Genomic DNA, 18,311 nt, shown 5'->3' with positions numbered 1-18,311 from the left:
CTCCGGCTCGTTCTCACCCCCACCGAGTGCCCATGACCACTGTCGCCACGCTATCGACGGAATTGAAGCGTCGTCTGCTGCTCACGATTCTGGAGAGCCGGCACGGCGATCTCCGCGAGGAGAGTCTCAACCGGCAGGGCAAGGGGCATTTCCATGTGTCGGGTCGCGGCCACGAAGCGATGGCCGCCGTCGGGCTGCTGATGGAACCCGACGATTACGCGTGCCCGTACTATCGCGACCGCGCGCTGGTGCTGGGCCGAGGAGTGTCCACGCGACAACTCGCGCTCGACTATATGGCCAAGCGCGAGTCGTCCTCGCACGGCCGGCAGATGCCGTCGCACTACAGCTTCCCCGACCTGCATATCTGGAGCGTGCCCACGCCCACCGCTTCGCAGCTCCTGCCGGCGTGCGGCATGGCGTGGGGCATGCAGCTCGACGGCAAGTCGAGCCTCACCGTCGCGACGGTTGGCGATGCCGCGGCGCGGCAGGGCGACTTCTATGAGACGGTGGCGTTCGCGAAGGAGCGGCGGCTCCCGCTGCTGCTCGTCGTCGAGGATAATGGCTATGGCATTTCGAGTCCCACGCGCCGCACCAACCCGCTCGCGCTGAACGTGCTCGCGCCCGACGAATGGGTCGTCGTCGACGGCTGGGATGTCGAGCACGTGTACCAGGTCGTGGGGGAACTCATGGCGCGGATCCGTACGGGCGAGGGCCCGGTGTTCCTGTGGGTGCGGATGGAGCGGCTCTCGAGTCACACCAGCTCCGACGACCAGAAGATCTACCGCTCGGCGGAGGAACTGGCCACGCTCGAGGAACGCGACCCGTTGCGCGTGCTGAAGGAGCAGATGATCGCCGAGGACCTCCTCAGTGTGTCCGAGTACGCGCGGCTCGAGAACGAGGTAAAGGAGCAGGTGCGCGCCGACTACGCCGCTGCGGAGGATGCGGAGAACCCGCTGCCCTCCGAGCTCGAGGCCAACGTGGTGCGGCCGATGCCTGACCTCGACGAGGAGATCTTCAAACCCGGCCGCTACCGCATGGGCGACACCATCAACCTCACGCTGCGCGCCGGCCTCGACGCTGATCCGCGGCGGATGATCTTCGGCGAGGATGTGCAGGATCCGAAGGGTGGCGTGTTCACCCTGACGAAGCGGCTCTCGACGGACTTTCCAGAGCAGGTATTCAACTCGCCGCTGGCCGAGTCGACCATCCTGGGCGTCGCCTGCGGACTCGCGAGCTACGGGCGCCGGCCGGTGTTCGAGCTCCAGTTCATCGACTTCATCTATCCGGGGTGGAACCAACTCGTGACGAATTTGGCCACGCTGCGCTGGCGGACGTTCGGGCGCTGGACGTGTCCCGCCGTGATCTACGCGCCGTACGGAGCGTATCTCCCCGGCGGGTCGCTGTGGCACTCGCAGGCCAACGAGGCGGTGATCGCGCATTACCCGGGGCTGAACGTGGTGATCCCAAGCACGCCGGAGGACGCCGCGGGCCTGCTCTGGAGCGCGATGCACGGCGAGGATCCGACGCTCGTGCTGATCCCGAAGCACATGCTCTGGGTGGAGCGCGACGTGGCGCGCACGATTACGGCGGTTCCAATCGGTCATGCGAAACGCGTGGTCGAGGGCAGCGACGTCACGATTGTCGCCTGGGGCAACACGGTCGAGAAGGCGCAGGAGGCCCTCGCCGAGCTGGGCGAGGCAGTGAGCGTGGAGCTGATCGACCTGCGTTCGATCGTGCCGTGGGACCGCGAGATGATCGAGGAGTCGGTGCGGCGCACCGGCCGGTTGATCGTGGTGCAGGAGGACACGGAGAACTGCAGCGTGGGACAGATGATCATTTCGCACCTGACGAGCCGGGCCGACGTGTGGAGCCGGCTCGTGAGCCCGCCGCTGCTGGTTTCCAAGGGCAACGTGATGATCGGCTACAATCCGATCTATGAATACACGGCGCTCCCCGACGCGAAACGCATCGTGCAGGCGGTGCGGCGCGTGATGACCGACCGGGCCGCGCCGCGGCCCGTCGCGCTCCAGCAGGAGGCGCCGCTGCAGCTGACGCCGAGCGGTCCCGGCCCAAGCGCCCGCGTCAAGGTGGTGCGTGGCCGGGACGTGCCGCTGGTGGTGCCGGTGATGGGCGAGGGAATTCGCGCCGCGCGAATCGTGTCACTGCTTAAGAAGCCTGGTGAGCCCATTGGGCTCGATGAGGCACTGTGCGAGGTGGAGACCGACAAGGCGGTGTACCCGATCGAGTCCGCGGTGGTGGGCGTCCTCAAGGAGTGGCGCTGCCAGCTGGGCGACCTGGTCGAGATCGGCCGGGAGATTGCGCGGCTCAGTGTGCCCGGTGCGCTGGAGACGACCGAGGCCGAGTCGGCGGCGGCGTCCGCGGCGGAGTCGCCCCGGGGAAGTGAACCGTCGCCTGTGGCGGTTGCGCCGGTGTTGCCGGCGGAGGCACCGAGTCTGCAAAAACTGCAGGAGACGGCGCGGGTGCCACGCTTCGAGGCGCCGCCACCCGCGGCGGGGCAGATCATGGCGCCGGCGCTGTCCCCGGCGATCACGCGGCGGCTGACGGGGCTCATCACCGCCAACATGCAACTCGATGCGCCGTGGCCGCCGATCCGGGCGGCGCGTGAGGCCGGCAAGGCGGCGGGCCGGGATTACTCGCCCTCCTTGTTGCTCGCCTGGTGTGTCGTTCGCGCGATGCAGCGCCATGCGCCCTTCCGGCGGCTGGTGCAGAAGGACGGCACGATCGTGGAGCACGAGACGTTCGACCTCGGGATCGCGGTGGCGCTCGAGGGCGACCGGCTCGCGACGGCCGTGGTGCACGGGGCGGCGAAGCTCGGCTGGGATGCCTTTGTTGCCACGTACACGCAGGCGATCGCCGACGTGCGCGCCGGCCACGTGGAGGACGTGCAGGCGCCGTTGAACATCACGAGCCTCGGCGCGTTCGGGGTGGAGGTTGCCACGCCGATTGTGGTGCCGCCGGCGATGAGCACGCTCTTCATCGGCAAGGCGCACGAGCGCATGGTGAACGACGAAGGCGTCGTGTATCCGAGCGAGGTCGTAACGCTCTCGCTGACCTTCGATCATCGCGTGGTCAATGGGGCCGGTGCCGCGGCCTTCCTACGGACCCTCAAGGACGGGATCGCCACGTTCACGTTGCCAGGCGAGACTGAGGCATAGGGGCCCGGCGGCGAGGCTTTCGCCACCGAACGGAGACGTCTGCGCGCCAGTTGGGTCCTCCTGACCTCAGCTCCCAATCTCGGCGCCTGGAGCGGGCGACACGGCCACCGCGCGTCCGCTTCCCGACATGGCGCGTCCGTCTGAAACTAACAAGGTGACCGTTGCTGACCCGATTCCGACGGAGCCAGCGTCACTTTGTCAGCGTTTCCGACGGGGACGGAGCGGAGTCTGCGGTCAGGACAAGGAACGCAGTAGAGCGGCCGGAGAAAGCGGGCACGTGCAGGGGCGCAGGTCACGGCGCCCAGTTGGGGCGGCGTTTCGCGTGGAAGGCGGCGATGCCTTCCTGGGCTTCGGCGGAAGTGCGGGCGGCGACGTGGATCGAGTGGGCGCGGGCGAAGTCCGCTTCGTAAGTCGAGGGCCAGAGTTCCGCCAACTCGCGCTTGGTCTCGCTCAACGCCTGCGGGGCGCCTTGCAGGAGCGAGCTGATGATCGACTGCACCTCCGCGTCGAGGGCGGCGGCGTCGGCGACAATCCGGTTCAGGAGGCCGATGTCGTGGGCGTGCTCGGCGGTGAAGAGCTTGCCGAGCAGGAGGAGCTCACGCGCGTCGCGTTCGCGCAGCTGGCGGCGAAGGAAAGTCATGATAATCGCCGGCACCAGGCCGCGGCGCACCTCGGGGTAGCCGAACTTGGCGTCGCGGGTGGCGATCGCAAAATCGGTTGCGCTCATCAGGCCCGCACCGCCGGCGACGGCCGCGCCCTGCACGGCGGCGATCGTCATGAGCCGTGTGCCGGACAGCCGCCGCAGCGCGCCTTCCACCAAGTCGGCCGATTTGGCGGCGTTCTCGCCGCGGGACATCTCCTCGAGGTCGAGGCCCGAACAGAACACGGTGCCCGCGCCGCGGAGCACCAGGATGCGCTGCGTTGGGTCTGCCTCGGCATGCCCGACCGCGGCGATGAGGTGGTCGAGCAGCGGCACGTTGAGCGCGTTGCGCTTCTCGGGGCGGTTTAGGGTCACGGTCGTGACCGGACCGGCGGTGGCAACCAGGACAGGGGCGGAGGAATCGCTCATGGAAGGAGAAAGGTAGGAAAAACATTAGCTGGAGGCCAAGCCGGCCGTTTCCGACAGAAAGCGGGCCAGACTTACCGCACGTTCGGCCAAAATGTGACGCGGTGACGCCCTAACCCCGTCCGGATGGGGTCAGCGTCACGGCGTCACAAGCCGCTGCTGGTCGGGACGGTTCATACTCAAGGGGCGTCACCCGTTCGCCGACTTTCACTTTCACTCTCACTGTCACTCCAGCCGCGGCGGGACCGCGGCCGGCTCGATCGCCATCTCCAGCAGCGCCATCCCGAGGGTCTTGCCCTGCGCGTCGATGCGGAGGGAGCGCGAGCCGCCGCCGCCGAGCACGTGCGGCAGTACGAAGTTGAGCGCCTCCAGGTTCGGTAGCTCGTAACGCGTGACCTCACCGACGCCGAGCGCGCGAAAATGGCGCGCCACGACGTCGGCCGTCAGATGCTGGCGCAGCCAGGCGTACGCGGCCGGCGAGCGCGCGAACACCGCCACGTTGGCGGAGTCACCTTTGTCGCCGCTGCGGGCAAACGCGATGTCACGCAGGTGCGGCATGGCGAAACGGTGACGCCTCCGAGACACCCCGGGACCGAGGGTCGAACCAGTGGATTTCCGGCCGGACTGCTTCCCGGTCGATGAGGCACGGCCAGTAACCGAAGATCGGCAGCGCGCGCGGTCGGGCGTTGGCGTAGCCGGTGGTGCCTTGAGGACCACATGTCACCAGCGGAGCGATCTCGCGTGCGAACCGCTCGACGGGCTCGTGCTCGTCAGCCGCGACGCTCACCCGCAGCACCGTCTCGACCATCCGGACCTCGGTCTCCGGCGCCACGATTCCCGGCATGCACGCGCCGGCGCCCAGGCACTCGATGACCGTTTCACGAAACAGGCAGCCGCGCGCGGCGAGCCGCCGCAGAAGTGCCTCGCCCGCGGCGCGCGCTTTGGTCACGGCGTCGTGCCCGAAAACCGTGAGCTGGCCGTGGGCCTTGAAGCCGTCGCGGTAGGTAGCGGACACCTTCAGCGTCTCCGGCGGTGGCCGGCCCCGTGCGCCCGCAACGCGTACCCGGTCGGCCCCGACTTCCTGCACGGTGACGCCGAGCAGCGATACCTGCGCATCGGGCGAGAGGTACGCGCCGGGATCGCCGATCTCGTAAAGCAATTGCTCGCGCACGGTGTCGCGCGTGACGGCCCCGCCGGTGCCCGCGGGCTTCGTGATTACGCAGCTTCCGTCCTCGACCACCTCGGCGATCGGGAACCCGATGTCGGTCACGTCAGCCAGCTGTAACCAGTCGGTGGAGAACCCGCCGCACGCCTGCGTGCCGCATTCGATGAGGTGTCCGGCGAGCGTCGCGCCGGCGATCTCGTCGTACTGTTCGGCCCGCCAACCAAAGTGCGCGAGGCACGGCCCGACGGTCAGCGACGGATCGGCCACCCGGCCGGCAATGACGATGTCGGCTCCGGCGCGCAACGCGTCCGCGATCGGCGCGGCGCCGATGTACGCGTTGGCCGTGACGAGCCGCGCGGCGACGCCCACGAGCGAAGCACCGGTCTCGAGATTCGCGAACGCGGCAGGTTCCGCGCGCAACGCGGGCAGCACGTCGTCGCCCGTGATCACCGCGATGCGGAGTCCCTGCAGCCCGGCTGCGTCGAGGACGGCGCGCGCCGCGCGGCCGCAGGCGAGCGGGTCCAGGCCGCCGGCGTTGGTCACCACGCGCGTGCGACTTCCGGCAGTCCACGCCGGCGCCAACGATCGCAGGACATCGAGGAAGTCACGCGCGAAGCCGGCTTGCGGGTCTTTTGCGCGCTGGATCGCCATGATCGAGAGCGAAACCTCGGCGAGGTAGTCGAGCGTCAGCACGTCGACCTCCGGCGCACGCGCGAGCAGGCGGGCGGCAGCCTCGGGTTGGTCGCCCCAAAAGGCGGAGGCGTTGGCGATGCGCAACGGGGCGGTCATGGCGGGCTACACCTGCAGGACGCCGGTGTGAAACGAGGCGCGCACGGCGGGCCGGGTCGCGTACGCGAGCGCGGTGGCGAGCACCTGGCGCGTGGTGTGCGGGGCGATGATGGCGTCGACCCAGCCGCGTGCGGCCCCGTAGCGGATGTCGGCCTGCTCGACGTAGTCCTTCTTCACCTGGGCGCGGAGCGCGGCGAGTTCATCGGGACTGCGGTCGCCGGCGCTGCGCGCGAGAATGTTGTACACCACGCCGCTGGCCTGGGCCGCGCCCATGACCGCGTAGCGCGCGCTCGGCCAGGCGAAGATGAAACGCGGGTCAAACGCCTTCCCGCAGAGCGCATAATTGCCGGCCCCATAGCTGCCGCCGACGACGACGGTAAGCTTCGGCACCGTCGAGTTGCTCATCGCGTTCACCAGCTTAGCACCGGCGCGGATGATTCCGCTCTCCTCGGCGTCGCGGCCAACCATGAACCCCGAGACGTCCTGCAGGAAAACGAGCGGCACGCGCGTCTGGTTGCAGTCCATGATGAACCGCGCCGCCTTCTCGGCGCTGCCGGCGTAAATCACTCCTGGCATCTGCAGCCCCGATTTAGGCGACTGCACACGCTTGCGCTGGTTGGCGACGATGCCGACCGGCTGGCCTGCGATGCGCGCGTAGGCGCACACGAGCGACTTCCCGTAGTCGGCCTTGTACTCGTCGATCGAGCCGGCATCGACGATGCACGCGAGCAGGTCGCGCGCGTCGTACTCGCGCCGGCCGTCGAGGCTGACGATGTCGTACACCGCGTTGGCCGGCTTGTCGGTCGGCCGTTTGCGCAACGAGAACTCCGGCGCGGCGGGCGACGCCGGCAGGAGCCCGACCAGCGATTTCAACCGCGCGAGGCAGGCGGGATCGTCGCGTTCCTTGAAATCGACGGTCCCGCTCACCTCGGCGTGCATGGTCGCACCACCAAGCGCCTCGCTGTCGACTTCCTGACCGATGGCGGCTTTGACCAACGACGGTCCGGCCAAGTACAGGCCGCTGCCTTCGGTCATGAGGATCTTGTCGCAGAGGACCGGGAGGTAGGCGCCGCCGGCCACGCAGTTGCCCATGATGGCGGCGAACTGCGGCAGCCCCGCGGCGGAGAGCACGGCGTTGTTGCGAAAGATGCGGCCGAAGTCGTCCTCGTCGGGAAACACCTCGTCCTGCATCGGAAGGAACACGCCGGACGAGTCCACGAGGTACACCAGCGGCAGCGCGCACTCGAAGGCCACGCGCTGGGCGCGGATGATCTTCTTGCAGGTCATGGGAACGAACGCGCCGGCTTTCACGGTGGCGTCGTTGGCAATGAGCATCACGGGCCGGTCGGAGACGCGGCCAATGCCGGTGACCACGCCGGCGGCGGTGAACGTGCCCCAGTCGCGGTACATCCCGTGCGCGGCCCAGAGCCCGAGCTCCAAAAACTCATCGGAAAAATCCAGGAGCGCGGCGATGCGTTCGCGCGCGGTGAGGCGGCCGAGCTTGTGCTGGCGCTCGCGGCCCGAGGCGCCGCCACCCTCGCGGAGCGTGGCCTCCTCGGCGGCGAGTTCGCGGCAGCGGGAGTCCCAGTCGGCAGAAGCGGCGGGCGTGCCGCCGGACGCCGCGGCATCCCTCCGCGACGTCGATGCCGTCGGTGTAGGCGAGGGCGCGCGGGCGGGGGCGGGCAAAGCTGCTCGCGCGGCTCGCGCGGCCGGTGCGGGCGAACCCGGACTAGGGACAGAGGTGGACAGGGGAGGCGGTTTCACACGGCGGGGCGGTATTGGCCGAGGACGGACTGCAGGCAGGCGGTGATCTGGCCGAGGGAGCAGACCTCCACGGTGCGGAGCAGTTCGGCGAAGACATTGCCCTGCGGCGTGCGCGCGACGTTCTCGAGTCGCTGCAGCGCGTCGGGCGCGCGGCGGGCATGGCGGCGCTTGAATGCGCTCAGCCGGTCGACCTGTAGTCGCTGCCGCCGCGGCGAGGTGCGGGCCAGCGGCACGTTCGGGAGCGATGGTTCGCCGGCATAGCGGTTGAGCCCGATGATCGCGCGCGCGCCGGAGTTGACCTGCTGCTCGTAGTGGTGCGCGGCCTCCTGGATGCGGCTGCGCTGGTAACGCTGTTCCATCGCTGGGATCACGCCGCCGAGCGCGTCGATCTCGCGGAAGACGGCCAGGACTTCCTGTTCGACGGCTCGTTCGAGCGCCTTCAATCCCGGCGCGCCCGCGAAGAGATTCATCGTGTGGCGGAAGAGTCCGCTCTCCTCGAGCAGGATGGACTGCGCGTGGGACGCGAGGCGCACGTACTCCTCGGTGGGCGTGGTGAACGGCTCGTCGGCGCTGTTGCTGTGGCAGGAGTTGGTGGCGTTGAGGTACGCGAGGAACAGCTCCACGGCGGTGCGGGTGAGGTTGTTCTTGAACTCGGCGGCGATGAGCGAGCGCCCGCTGGTTTGCGTGTGCAGCTTGAGCCGCTGGGCGGGCTCGGCGGCGCCGATGGCGTCACGCATCCCAATGGCCCAGATCCGGCGGCAGACGCGGCCGAGGACCGCGTATTCCACGTCGAGTCCGCAATCCAGAAAGAAGGACAACCGCGGACCGAAGGCATTCACGTCGAGGCCCCGTGCGCGGAGCATCTCCACGTAGGCAAACGCATTGCTCAGGGTGAACGCGGCCTGCTGCACGGGCGTGGCACCCGCCTCGGCGATGTGGTAGCCGCTGATGCTGATCGGATAGAACCGCGGCATCGCGGTGGTGCACCACGCGATCATATCGCCGAGGAAGCGCAGCGAGGCCTCGACGGGAAACAGCACCTCGTTCTGGGCCTGCACTTCCTTGAGAATGTCGGCCTGGATCGTGCCGCGGAGTTTCACGACGCAGTCCTCGCCGAAGCGGCGGCGCGCCGCGGCGACGTACATGGCGAGGATCGCGGGCCCGGGACCGTTGATCGTCATCGAGACCGAAGCGTTGGGCGCGGTCAGGTCGAAGCCGGCGAAGAGCCGCGCCATATCGTCGACCGTGTCGATCGCCACGCCGCCTTCGCCAACCTTGCCGAGCACGCCGGGGTGATCGCTGTCGAGGCCGTACAACGTCGGGCCGTCGAACGCGGTGGAGAGCCGCAGGCTTGGCTGGTGCCGCGCGAGAAAGCGGAAACGCGTGTTGGTGTCTTCCGCCAGGCCGAGGCCGGCGAACAGCCGCATCGGCTCCTCCCCGGGCGGAGGCGCGCCGGCCGCGGCGTCGGGCGCGAGGTACATTTCGCGATAGGCGGCGTTGGCGAACGGGAACTCGCCCGGCGCGCCCTCGCCGAGCAGGTACTGGGCAACGGCGCCGGGTTCGTCGGTGTCCGGCAGCGCGAGCCTCGGTACCGGCGTGCCGGTGGGCGAGCGGGTGGGGCGCACGCTGTCCCGCAGCGTGGACCAGCGTTGGCCGAGTTCGGCGGCGAACACGGGATCACGCCGGGCGCGATCGGTCTCGGCGGCCACGTGCCGGTTGTAGGCGGTGACGGCATCGGCGACTTGCGAGAGGAGGGGCATGGGGAACAGGAGGCGGCTCAAGTCTCGACGCAGAGCAGACACGGGCGCTCGCCGCCCGGTGGGGAGAGCCCGGCGCGCGCGGCGATGGCGGCGTAGAGCTGATCGACGCCCGGGTCGTCGTGGCGCGCGGCGGTGGTGAGATGCAGCGCGGGCGGGGGCGTGTCGCGGACGAGGGAGGCCGCGAGCTCGGCGCGCGCGGTGCCGCAGCGCGGATCGTCGCACTTGTTGAGCGCGACGAAATCGGCGCCATGGAGCAGGGCGGTCTTTTCGAGCTGGATGCGCCCGCCGTAGTGCGGCGGCAGCACGAAGAGCACGGCGTCGACGAGCGCGCGCTCGTCGCGTCCCAGCGTGCCAAACGGATCGCTCTCCTGCCCGATGCCGACGGACTCGACGATGATCAGATCGAAGCCGCCGCGCTCGCGCAGGACCTGGAGCGCGCCCGGCAATGCGGCGGAGCGGCCGGCCTGGGCACCGCGGGTCCCGAGCGAGCGGAAGAAGACGCGGTCGTTCTGCGCGTAAATGGCGGCGACGCGGTCGCCGAGGAGCGCGCCGCCGGAGCCGGGCTGGGAGGGATCGTTGGCGAGGATGGCGAGACGTCCGGCGCGTTGGTCGTGAAGAAAGCGCGCGGTGAGCTCGTCGATGAGCGTGGATTTGCCGGCGCCGCCTGGCCCGGCGACGCCGAGGACGAAAGGCGAACGAGGTGCGACGCGGCGGCTCGTCGCGTGGGCGCGAGCGGCGGCAGACGACTCGTTCTCCGCGAGCGAAATGGCGCGGCCGAGTGCGCGGTCGCCGTTGCCAGCGGCGAGACGCCGGCGCGTGGAGGCGTGGCGGAACAGCTCGTCGACCATCGCCGCCAGGGGAGTGCCGGCGAAGAAGATGCGGGCCACGCCGGCGCGCTGCAGGAGGCGGGCGTCGGCGGCGGTGATCGTGCCACCCCCGCCGCCGAAAACGGGGATGTCGGCGCCGCTGCGGGCACGGAGTTCGGCGAGCACTTCGCGGAAGAAGACGAGGTGGCCGCCGTTGTAACTGCTGATGCCCACGGCATCGACGTCCTCCTGTACGGCGGCGCGAGCGATGGCGGCCGCGGATTGGTGGTAGCCGAGGTACACGACTTCTGCGCCATGCCGGACCAGCTCATGGTTGACGGTCATGACGGCGCTGTCGTGTCCGTCGCAAAGCGGCACGGCGGTCAGGATGCGGGGCGGGGTGGGGGAACGGCGGTTGCGGCGCGGGGGTACGGCTACAGCCATGGCGGGGACGCTACCCAGAGTTGCGGTTCCGGCAAATGGGGCGCCGCGCCGGGTCGGCCTTTCATCCTTTAGGCGTAAAGCCCGGCAGGAGGCGGGCGCGGGCGGTTGCGCGTCGAGGCAAGTGCGGCAACGTGCGCGGCCCCGGGGCGGGTTTCCCCTCAACCCCACACTCGTTCCGCGCCGGGAGTTCCCACCCATGACGAACCCCACGATCGACCTCGTTGCCGACCAGAACTCACCCTGGCGCGGCCACCTCAGCGCCGCCGAGCGCGCCTTCCTGAACCGCGTTGCCGTCTTTGCGACGGACGAAGTCGCGCCGCATGCCGCGGCGTGGGACGAGGCGGAGGAACTGCCGCGCTCGGTGTTTCAGGCCGCGGGAGAAGTCGGACTGCTCGGCGTGACGGTGCCGCGGACGTTGGGCGGCCGCGGCTTCGGCTATGCGGCGTACGCGCTGGCGATCCGCGAACTCGCGCGCTACCAGGGTGCGCTTGCGATCGACATTGCCGCGCACAACGCGCTGGCGGTCGGGCACATTCTTTTGCGCGGCAGCAAGGCGCAGCACCGGCGGGTATTTCCGAAGCTGGTGAACGGCGAGTGGCTCGGGGCGTGGGCGCTGACCGAGCCCGAGGCAGGGAGCGATTCGGGCGGCGTGCAGACCGTGGCGCGGCCGGATGGCGACGGCGGCTGGGTGCTGAATGGCTTCAAGCGCTTCATCACGCTCGGGCGAAAGGCGGACGTGCTCGTGGTGATGGCGCGGTCGGACTCGGAGGCAACCGGAGGCCAGAAGCCAGAAGCCGGAGGCCGGAAGTCGGAGGACGGAGGTCGGAAGTCGGAAGCCGGAGGGCTGGCGAAGGACGGGGGCCGGAGGCGAGCGGCGGGGCTGTCCGCCGGCGGCGTGGCGAAGGTGGACGGCGGACGGGCGGGCGAGGAGGAGCGGCGGAAGGAGATCAGCGCGTTTCTTGTCGAGAAGTCACAGATCCGGCCCGTGCGCAAAGTGCCGACGTGCGGCCTGCGCGCGAGCGAGACGAGCGAGTTCAAGTTGGTGAATGCGCGCGCCGAGATGCTCGGTGAGCGCGGATCGGGACACACCGGCGCGCTCGCGTGCCTCGACAAAGGGCGCATTGGTGTGGCCGCGGTTTCGCTCGGGCTCGCGCGCGCGGCGCTCGATGCGGCGCTGAAGCATGCGACGACGCGCAAGCAATTCGGCAAGCACCTCGCGGATTTTCAGGCCGTGCAGTTCATGCTCGCGGATTGCGAGACGGAGTTGCGCGCCGCGGAGTTGCTGGTCCTCGAAGCGGCGCGGCTCGCGACGCTGGGAGTGCGGCATACGCGCGAATCATCGATTGCGAAACTCTTCGCGAGCGAAGCCGCTTCGCGAATCTGCAATCGCGCGCTGCAGATTCACGGCGGCTACGGTTACACGCGCGATATTCCCGTGGAGCGTTACTGGCGCGACGCGCGGCTCAGCGAAATCGGCGAAGGCTCGAGCGAAGTGCAGCGGATCGTGATCAGTCGAAGCCTGCTCAGCAGTTTTCGCAGTTTTCGCAGTTTTCGCTGACGCGAAAACTGATTCGGGAGGCAAGACGACCGAGACTGCGGAGAATTGTTGTCGGATTTCGCGGGAGGCGGCGTTGGTATCGCTGCGATCGCGCGAGCAGTCCTGCGGGAATTCCGCGCGACTGACTTTTGTTTTCGCCGTGGCGGCGAAAACAAAAGATCCGGACATTATCCGGACATTATCGGGCAGTATCTGGACATTATTCCGGAGTATCTGGACATTATTCCGGAAGTGGCCGGCCCTAGGCGCTTTATAATTGTTGCCCTCGGACCCTCTGGATCGAAGGAAGCGCGGTCGCGAAGACCGAGAAAGGAGGAAGACTACGAAGAGAGGAAACGGAAGCGGGGCGCAAGAAGGGCGGAATTGGGGCGGGGTAAGGGCAAGACGAGGGCGCGGAAAGGGCGCCGGCGGGGCGCGGATTTGCGCGCCGAGGGCGAAAAGCGCGCGCCCATTGGGGGCAATTTGGCGGAACGGGGGGAGGACCGGCAGATGTGATGAGTCTGCCCGGATCAGTCTGATCAGTCCGATCAGTCGGATAGGTCGGATAGGTCGGTTCTCGGCCGGCGTATGCCGGCCGAGAACGAGAACGAGAACGAGGAAGAGTAAGAGAAAGAGAGTGGCAGGGCGTCGGGTGGGGATTCACCCACCGCAAAGCTGGGTGACCACCCAACAGTCGGGGCAATCGGTTTGGCCTAGGATCGGCGCGGAATCTCCGGACAAAGCGTCCGCCGAAACAAGGACTCCAACTCAGTCCAAACCAACTATGACCTCCATGTTGTCTGCCCCTGGCGGGATTGGGCGAACGCCCCAGTCTCCTCGAAATCGCGGGTTCGCGCTCCCTTCGGCGCTCACCCTCTTTTGTGTGCTCCTGCTTTCAGCCTTACCGACTTTCGCGCAAAGCGTGGTCACGACGCTTGGCGCGGCGAATAGCCTGAACGGGCCGACGTTCCTGGCGCTGGACACCCGGACGATCGGCGGAGTGAACGCCACCTGGCTTTACGTCTCGGAACACGGCAACACCGATGACACCGGCGGCGGCCGCATCCTGCGCTACAACCTCACCTCCGGCGCGACGACCGCGACGGTCGTGGCGAGCGATTTCACCAGCCCCGACACGATCATCGTCGACAGCTCCGGTGACCTGATCATCGCGGACCGCGCGGCGAACACCGTCCGCCGGATCCCGAACACGGGCGGAGCGGGCTCCGTCGTGATCGCGACGGGGCAGGTGCACGGCCCCACCGGCATGGTGCGGGACGGGGCGGGCAATCTCTTCGTGGCTGAGCACGGCGACACCACCGGTTCCCTCGGGAACGGTGGTGGCGTCGTTTCCAAGTGGAACGCGTCCGGCGCGCTGGTCACGGCGTTCGGTGGCGACGGCCGCATCAACGGTACCGAGGGCGGCGGCACGGCCTTCGCGGTGACCGGCCCGTACGGCGTTGCGCTCGACGGCAACCGCCTCCTCGTCACCGACAGCTTCAGCTCCTTGATCCGCGTGTTCGACGCGACGACGGGAGCCTTCATCACGGAATACAGCACCGGCTCCGGCACGCTTCCGCTCGGCATGAGCATTGATTCGACTGGCGATCTCTGGGTGGCGGTGAGCAGCGGCGGTGGCACGGGCGCGACGCAGGAAGTCCGCCGCATGTCCACGACCGGTGGCGCGGCGTCGATGACGCTGACCGGCGGCCTCTCGCTGCCTTTCCACGCCGTGGTGGATACCGCGGCCAACCGCGCGTACGTCGGCGACTACAACAACGACCGCGTGGTGGTCTTCAGCCTCACGGGCGGCACCGGCTCGGCTCCGGTGATCAACAGCGCGGCGAGCGCGACGGCGACCGTCGGCCAGAATTTCACCTATCAGATCACGGCCTCCAATTCGCCGACGAGCTACGCGGCGACGGGCCTGCCTGCCGGGCTGACGCTGAACACGAGCACGGGCGTGATTGCGGGCATTCCGACCACGGCCGGCACGAGCACGGCGCAGCTCACTGCGACGAACGCGTCGGGCACGAGCGCGTCCTTTGCGCTTTCCTTCAACGTTTCCGCGGCGTCCTCGCCCGGCACTCCGGCGGCGCCGCTCGGGCCGACGGTGACGGCATTTGACCTGGTGCTCGCTTCGGTTGTCCCCGGCGTGAGCGCCGAGTGGGAGATCGTCTTCGACACGCCGGTTACCGGCGTCGATGTCGGCGACTTCATCGTCAACACGCAGGGCGCCGCGACCGCGACGCTCACCGGTGTCACGGCGGTCAACACGACGACGTACCGGGTCGCGATGAACTACACGGATACGAACGGCGCCATCCAGGTTGCGATCCGCACCTCCGGCACGGGCATCAGCGGCGGCGGCAATGCCTTCCGGGGCAGCGGTCTCACCGCGACTCCGGTCTATGGCACGGGCACGGCGCCGGCGGCCGACACCACGTTGCCACAGGTGGCCTCGGTCACGGCGGGCGCCGCGACGGGCAACAATGCCACGTTCACCGTCACCTTCAGCGAGGCCGTCACCGGCGTGGATGCGAACGACTTCATCATCACTGGCACGAGCGCGACCATCGGTGCGGTCTCGGGCAGCGGGACCACCTACACCGTTCCGGTCACGGCCTCTGGCAGCGGCACCGTGACGCTCACCGTCGTGGGCGGCGCGTCGTCCGCGATTCGCGACGCCGCTGGCAACTACCTCGGCGGCGTGGGCAACACCTCGGGCTCCGTCACGATCGCGGGCGGCAGCGGCGGTTCGGCGCCGACGATCTCCAACCAGACCGCCACCGGCACGGTCGGCAGCGCCTTCAGCTACCAGGTCTCCGCCACCGGCGCGACGAGCTACTCGATCACGAGCGGCACGCTCCCGGCCGGGCTTAGCATGTCGGCCGCCGGCCTCATCAGCGGCACGCCGACCGCCGCGGGCAGCAGCGTCGTCACGGTCCGCGCGACCAACGCCAACGGCAATGCCTCGGCGCAGCTGACGATCACGATCGACCCGGGCTCAACCGGCACGGTGCCGACGATCACCAGCGCCACGACCGCCACGGCGACCGTGGGCACGGCGTTCACCTACCAGATCACTGCAAGCGGATCGCCGACCGGCTTCACCGCGACGAACCTCACCGGCACCGGCCTCGCGATCAACGCCACCACCGGCGTGATCTCGGGCACCCCGACGACCGCGGGTACGATCTCCTCGCAGCTGCGCGCCTCGAACGCGAACGGCACGAGCAGCGCCGTTACGCTGACGATTACGGTCAGCCCCGCTTCGTCCGGCAGCGCGCCGACGATCTCGAATCAGACGGCCTCGGGCACGGTCGGGACGGCGCTCAGCTATCAGGTCTCCGCCACGGGCGCGACCAGCTACGCCATCACGGCCGGCACGCTTCCGAGCGGCCTGAGCATGTCGACCGCCGGTCTCATCACCGGCACGCCGACCGCGGCCGGCAGCAGCGTGGTGACGGTCCGCGCGACCAACGCCAACGGCAATGCTTCGGCGCAGCTCACGATCACCATCAGCCCGGCCACCGCCCCGTCCATCCCGGTCGTCACCGCGGCCACGGTCAACGGCACGGTCGGCGTGGCGCTCTCGCACAGCGTCGTGGCGACCAACAGCCCCACGGGCTATGCGATCGTCGGCCAGCCGGCCGGTGTCTCGATCAACGCCACCACCGGCGTGATCTCGGGCACGCCCACCGCTTCGGGCACCTTCAGCGCGACCGTCACCGCGACCAACGCGGCCGGCAGCGGCACCGGCACGATCACCTTCGTGATCGGCAACTCGCAGGAGCCGCCCAAGAAGGCGCAGACGATCAGTTTCAGCGCACCGACGAGCTCGATCGTCATCGGTATGCCGGTGCGCCTCGGCGCGTCCGCCAGCTCCGGCCTGCCCGTGAGCTATGTTGTGATCAGCGGCAGCGCGACGCTGCGCGGCGACATGCTGACGGTCACCGGGCCCGGCCCGGTCACGGTCCGCGCCACGCAGATCGGCGACAACACTTGGGCGCCCGCGAGCGCCACGATCACCGTGACGGCCGACAAGGCCGCGCAGGTCATCCAGGCGAACTCGACCATCCGGGAGATCGACGCCGACAGCAGCCTCACGCTGACGGCGACGGCGACCTCCGGCCTGCCGGTCACGTACACGCTGGTGAGCGGTCCCGCGACCCTCAGCGGCAACGTGCTCACGCCGACCGGCGCGGATGGCGTGGTGATCGTCCGCGCCTCCCAGGCTGGCAACGACTCCTACCTGCCGGCGGCGAATGTCGTGCTGACGTTCCACGTCAACGCGGTCGGCCAACAGGTCTACTTCGGCTCGCTGGGGACGGATCACGTGGCCGCCGCGGTGTCGCAGGACGGAAGCAAGGGCACGCTCGTGCTGCGCGTCAGCGCCACCGGTGAGGTCGTCGTGGTGCGGTTCAATATCGCGCTCGGCATGTTCCTGGCCCAGGCGACGTCCACGACGCCGAGCAAGGCGCCCGCTGCGGAGGACAACGTGATGGAAGGCCAGGTCGTCGAGGCGACGGCCGGGCGCACGGTCAGCGGCACCGTCGCCGACGGCGTGATCCGCGGCACGATCGAAGGCCTCGGCGCCTTCACGGCCAACGTGCAGCCGGCCAGCGGTTCGCTGGCGGACTACGCGGGCCTGTATGTCGCGACCATCCCGGGCTCGGCCCGCGGCGAGACGTACGTCTTCATCGCCGCCGACGGCACCGCCTACGGCCTCGTGGTCACCCCGACGTTCTCGGTCGCGGGCACGGGCACGGTCTCCGCCAACGGCGCGGTCTCGATCGACCTCTCGGACGGCGGCAAGATGACGGCGAACGTGAGCGAGAAGAAGGACGCCCTCACCGGCACGGTGAAGCTGTCCAACTTCGAGTCGCGCTTCGCGGGCATCAGCGTCTCGGTCAACGCGACCGACCGCATGGTGAACATCTCGTCGCGCCTGAAGGTGAGCAAGGATCCGAGCCACCCGTCGATCGTCGGCTTCGTGGTCAACGGCACGACGCCGAAGCAGATGCTGATCCGGGCGGTCGGCCCCACGATGTCGGTGTTCGGCTTCACGAACCCGCTGCCCGAGCCCCGGCTGAAGCTCTACAACGCCGCCGGCGTGGTGATCGCGTCGAACAATGGCTGGGCGGACAACGCAGATGTGACGGCTGCGGGCAAGACCCTCGGTGCGTTTGACCTGCCGACGGGCAGCAAGGACGCGGCGATGGTGGTGACGCTGACGCCGGGTCTGTACACGGCGATCATCGATTCGAACGGCGAAGGCACCGCGCTGATCGAAGTGTACGACGTTGCCTCCAACGCGCTCGTGCCGAGCAAGCAACTCGTGAACATCTCGACCCGCGGCTACGTGGGCACGGGGAACGACGTGCTGATTGGCGGCTTCGTGGTCAGCGGCAACCAGCCGAAGCGGGTGCTCATCCGCGCGGTGGGCCCGTCGCTGTCGAAGTTCAACGTGGGCGACCTGCTCGCCGATCCGGTGCTCAATGTCTATGACGGCGCCGGCAAGGTGATTGCGAAGAACGACAATTGGGGCACGCCGCAGACCGTCGGCAGCGCGCAGATCGCCGCCTCGGTGGCGGACATCAACGCCGCCTTCTCGGCCACCGGCGCGTTCCCGCTGGACAATGGAACCAAGGACGCGGTCGTCATCATCACCCTCGATCCGGGTTCATACACGGCGATGGTCTCGGGGGCGAACGGGACGACAGGCTCGGCCATGGTCGAGATCTACGAGATTCCCAACCCGTGATGAGCTGGCGCCCGGCGGATCGTGAGCCAGGGGCTCG

General features: G+C 68.9%; 9 protein-coding genes. 3 read left to right on the top strand and 6 right to left on the bottom strand.

Going from position 1 to position 18,311, the window contains the following annotated elements:
• Positions 1 to 32 precede the first annotated feature (32 nt).
• Positions 33 to 3,176, top strand: coding sequence for a thiamine pyrophosphate-dependent enzyme (locus tag DB354_RS07125; RefSeq protein WP_107834762.1), 3,144 nt, complete (start codon positions 33 to 35; stop codon positions 3,174 to 3,176).
• Between the two features lie 292 nt (positions 3,177 to 3,468).
• Here the strand turns inward: DB354_RS07125 and DB354_RS07120 are convergent, their stop codons facing one another.
• The 6 genes from DB354_RS07120 to DB354_RS07095 form a co-directional block, all read right to left on the bottom strand.
• Positions 3,469 to 4,245, bottom strand: coding sequence for an enoyl-CoA hydratase-related protein (locus DB354_RS07120; RefSeq protein WP_107834761.1), 777 nt, complete (start codon positions 4,243 to 4,245; stop codon positions 3,469 to 3,471).
• Positions 4,246 to 4,467: 222 nt separating this feature from the next.
• On the bottom strand, positions 4,468 to 4,800 hold the full coding sequence (locus tag DB354_RS07115; RefSeq protein ID WP_107834760.1) for a hypothetical protein: 333 nt from the start codon (positions 4,798 to 4,800) through the stop codon (positions 4,468 to 4,470).
• Positions 4,784 to 6,196 (bottom strand): acyclic terpene utilization AtuA family protein, encoded by a 1,413-nt coding sequence (locus DB354_RS07110; protein ID WP_107834759.1) that lies wholly within the window; start codon positions 6,194 to 6,196, stop codon positions 4,784 to 4,786. Before DB354_RS07110 ends, DB354_RS07115 begins: the two co-directional genes overlap by 17 nt.
• Before the next feature lie 6 nt (positions 6,197 to 6,202).
• Positions 6,203 to 7,882: an acyl-CoA carboxylase subunit beta gene (locus DB354_RS07105; protein ID WP_107834758.1), complete on the bottom strand. Its 1,680-nt coding sequence runs from the start codon at positions 7,880 to 7,882 to the stop codon at positions 6,203 to 6,205.
• Positions 7,883 to 7,956: 74 nt separating this feature from the next.
• The gene (locus tag DB354_RS07100) at positions 7,957 to 9,720 is read right to left on the bottom strand and encodes a methylmalonyl-CoA mutase family protein (protein ID WP_107834757.1); all 1,764 of its coding nucleotides are present in this window, start codon (positions 9,718 to 9,720) and stop codon (positions 7,957 to 7,959) included.
• A 17-nt stretch (positions 9,721 to 9,737) separates the two neighbouring features.
• A complete protein-coding gene (locus DB354_RS07095; protein ID WP_158277406.1) occupies positions 9,738 to 10,970 on the bottom strand; it encodes a cobalamin-dependent protein in 1,233 nt (410 codons plus the stop codon).
• Positions 10,971 to 11,166: 196 nt separating this feature from the next.
• Between DB354_RS07095 and DB354_RS21950 the strand changes: the two genes are divergently transcribed.
• Both DB354_RS21950 and DB354_RS07080 read left to right on the top strand, forming a co-directional pair.
• On the top strand, positions 11,167 to 12,528 hold the full coding sequence (locus DB354_RS21950) for an acyl-CoA dehydrogenase family protein (RefSeq protein ID WP_158277405.1): 1,362 nt from the start codon (positions 11,167 to 11,169) through the stop codon (positions 12,526 to 12,528).
• Between the two features lie 901 nt (positions 12,529 to 13,429).
• Complete coding sequence (locus DB354_RS07080) at positions 13,430 to 18,274, top strand: putative Ig domain-containing protein (RefSeq protein ID WP_146180143.1); 4,845 nt, start codon at positions 13,430 to 13,432, stop codon at positions 18,272 to 18,274.
• The last annotated feature ends 37 nt before the right edge of the window (positions 18,275 to 18,311 follow it).

Source organism: Opitutus sp. ER46 (genome assembly GCF_003054705.1).
Classification (GTDB): domain Bacteria; phylum Verrucomicrobiota; class Verrucomicrobiia; order Opitutales; family Opitutaceae; genus ER46.
The sequence above is the reverse complement of the archived record's forward strand: the minus strand, read 5'-3'. Positions and strand labels throughout refer to the sequence as shown.

Coding starts and splice junctions, on each gene's coding strand:
- DB354_RS07125 (WP_107834762.1), top strand. CDS start 33: ATGACCACTGTCGCCACGCTATCGACGGAATTGAAGCGTCGTCTGCTG.
- DB354_RS07120 (WP_107834761.1), bottom strand. CDS start 4,245: ATGAGCGATTCCTCCGCCCCTGTCCTGGTTGCCACCGCCGGTCCGGTC.
- DB354_RS07115 (WP_107834760.1), bottom strand. CDS start 4,800: ATGCCGCACCTGCGTGACATCGCGTTTGCCCGCAGCGGCGACAAAGGT.
- DB354_RS07110 (WP_107834759.1), bottom strand. CDS start 6,196: ATGACCGCCCCGTTGCGCATCGCCAACGCCTCCGCCTTTTGGGGCGAC.
- DB354_RS07100 (WP_107834757.1), bottom strand. CDS start 9,720: ATGCCCCTCCTCTCGCAAGTCGCCGATGCCGTCACCGCCTACAACCGG.
- DB354_RS07095 (WP_158277406.1), bottom strand. CDS start 10,970: ATGGCTGTAGCCGTACCCCCGCGCCGCAACCGCCGTTCCCCCACCCCG.
- DB354_RS21950 (WP_158277405.1), top strand. CDS start 11,167: ATGACGAACCCCACGATCGACCTCGTTGCCGACCAGAACTCACCCTGG.